Origin of the sequence: Streptomyces sp. SID5910 (assembly GCF_009862125.1) — a bacterium.
GTDB lineage: Bacteria > Actinomycetota > Actinomycetes > Streptomycetales > Streptomycetaceae > Streptomyces.
Window position 1 is genome coordinate 1 of sequence record NZ_WWHX01000867.1, and the last position, 2,035, is coordinate 2,035.

Annotated in this window: 3 protein-coding genes; 2 read left to right on the plus strand and 1 reads right to left on the minus strand. The window is 69.0% G+C overall.

Annotated elements, in window-relative coordinates:
- The first annotated feature begins 177 nt into the window (after positions 1-177).
- The gene (locus GTW67_RS30530) at positions 178-420 is read left to right on the plus strand and encodes a hypothetical protein (protein ID WP_161167991.1); all 243 of its coding nucleotides are present in this window, start codon (positions 178-180) and stop codon (positions 418-420) included.
- Positions 421-709: 289 nt separating this feature from the next.
- On the opposite strand, the gene GTW67_RS30535 is transcribed toward GTW67_RS30530, so the two are convergent.
- Positions 710-901 carry a hypothetical protein gene (locus GTW67_RS30535; RefSeq protein ID WP_161167992.1) on the minus strand — a complete coding sequence of 64 codons (192 nt, stop codon included), beginning with the start codon at positions 899-901 and terminating at the stop codon, positions 710-712.
- Positions 902-1,322: 421 nt separating this feature from the next.
- On the opposite strand from GTW67_RS30535, the gene GTW67_RS38650 reads away from it, so the two are divergent.
- A complete protein-coding gene (locus GTW67_RS38650; protein ID WP_524539839.1) occupies positions 1,323-2,021 on the plus strand; it encodes an NUDIX hydrolase in 699 nt (232 codons plus the stop codon).
- The last annotated feature ends 14 nt before the right edge of the window (positions 2,022-2,035 follow it).

The window sequence follows — 2,035 nt, forward strand, 5'->3', positions numbered from 1 at the left end:
GCAGGAACTGGATGCGTTCGGTCTTCGGTGCCATGCGGCACCGTGTACCCCGATCCGCGATGACCAACGACCACGGCTGAGAGAGCGGTGCCCCGACACTGCATCAGGGCGTGGAACGCCTCTTGGCGAGATCACATCTTCTTCGTTGACCATCATGGTCAAAGGAGAGGACGCAAGGTGAGTGATCGCGAGCGAGACCTGGACACCGAACCCGCGCCCACCGGAGACGCTCCCTGGTGGGCCGGGCTCAGGCTGACCGGAGGATTGGTCCTCGCTGCGAGTGGGCTGGGGCTGCTCGTCTGGCTGCTCCTGAGCGGAGGCACGGCTGACAACGACTGGTCCGGCTACTACGCGGCGAGCAAAGTCCTGGCCATCGGATGCGTCGTTGTCGGCACGACGCTCCTGTCCCGCCGCCGCTGACGGGAGGGGCGCGGATCGTCGTCGACGGTGAGTCGAACGTCGATTCCGCTTCGCCTACACCGTCCGCGCCGGCGCTGCGTACGCTCGAGTCCGCCGGGGAAACCGTCCGACTGGTCGACCATCGTCAAGCTCAGCGTCCTCACCGAGGTCGACGCAGGCAGCTTCGTCAGACAGCAGTAGCCGGCGCAAGCTCCGTGGCCAGCAGCCTTGCCCCGACTTCCCCCACCTGCGGATATCAGCACGCGATGATCACGAAGGACCCTCGGATCCGCGTGCGCCGTGCCTCGGCTCAACTCCCCCTCGGCACCTCGACGTCGTAGACCAGCGCATACACGATGTCCCGGGCCTGGCGCAGGTCGTAGCCCGTCGCGTCCACGATCACCTTGACCGCCCGGAGAGTGTCGCCACCCAGCATGAACATGCGCGCATCGGCCTGCGCCTCGGCCGGAACGGGCAGGGCACGGGCTCTCCTTGGATCCACGCTCCGCGGGATTCTCGGCGGCCCACCCTCCTTCTTCCTACCCCCGAACACGTTCAGTCCCCAATCCCTCATCCGTGCGACCAGTCCGTGGAGCGCATCCTATGCGGCCGGGCGCTCAGACAGACGAAACGTCCTCACGGAAGCCGACGCCGGCGCTCTGCCAGAAAGCAGTAGCCGACCGAAGCCCCGTAACCAGTCGGCGTAGATGCGCCCAGTCCGCGAGCCCGCCGCAGCGGCCCTCGGCGATTCGGCCAACCGCACTGCTCCGGGGGCCCGTTGCGGCAGAAGGGTCCGTGCATCCACCACACGCCGACGCGCGCTTCATCTAAGGAATCCGGAGCGACTGAAATACACCAGTTCGATATCTCGGTCTCGTCGTTAAGCCTCACGACCACACCGGACAACCGCCAGGGGGACCACGTTGACGTCGACCACCACGAACGCGCCCCCTCCGCCGCCGCCCGCGGAGATCACGTACAGCGGGCAGTACTCCGTCAATCCGCTCGCCGAGGTCTCCTTCCGACGGATGTGCGCCCAGATCCCGGCCGTCCTGGGCCGCATCGCGCGCCTGTCGTGGCGGACCGACCGGCGGGCCGTGCAGCTCCTGCTCGGCTGCCAGCTGGTCACGGGCATCTCCGCCGCCGTGGTCCTGGCCGCCACGGCCCGGGCCATGGCACCGGTCCTCGGGGACGGCACAGCCGGCGAGCGGCTGCGCGGCGCCCTGCCGGCGCTGCTGGTGCTGGGCCTGCGGCACCCCGACTCGGCGTACGCGGGCGGTTCCTGGCACGTCCTGGCGGGCCACTGCGAGGACGAGTCGGCGACGGCGTGCCTCGCGCGCGAGGCGTACGAAGAAGCGGGGCTGGTCATCGACCCTGCGGACATCGAGCTCGTCCACACCGTGCACATGAAGGACCGGCCCACAGACCTGCCCCGCGTCCAGCTCTACTTCCGCGCCCGCCGCTGGGAGGGCACACCGAAGCTGCGGGAGCCCGACAAGTGCGTGGCCTGGCAGTGGTGGAACGCCAGGGCCCTGCCCGAGCCGATCGTCCCGTACACCCGAGCGGCCATCGAGAGCATCCAGGCAGGCCGGACCTACACGGAGCTGGGGTGGGGACGGTGACCGGGATCGGCACG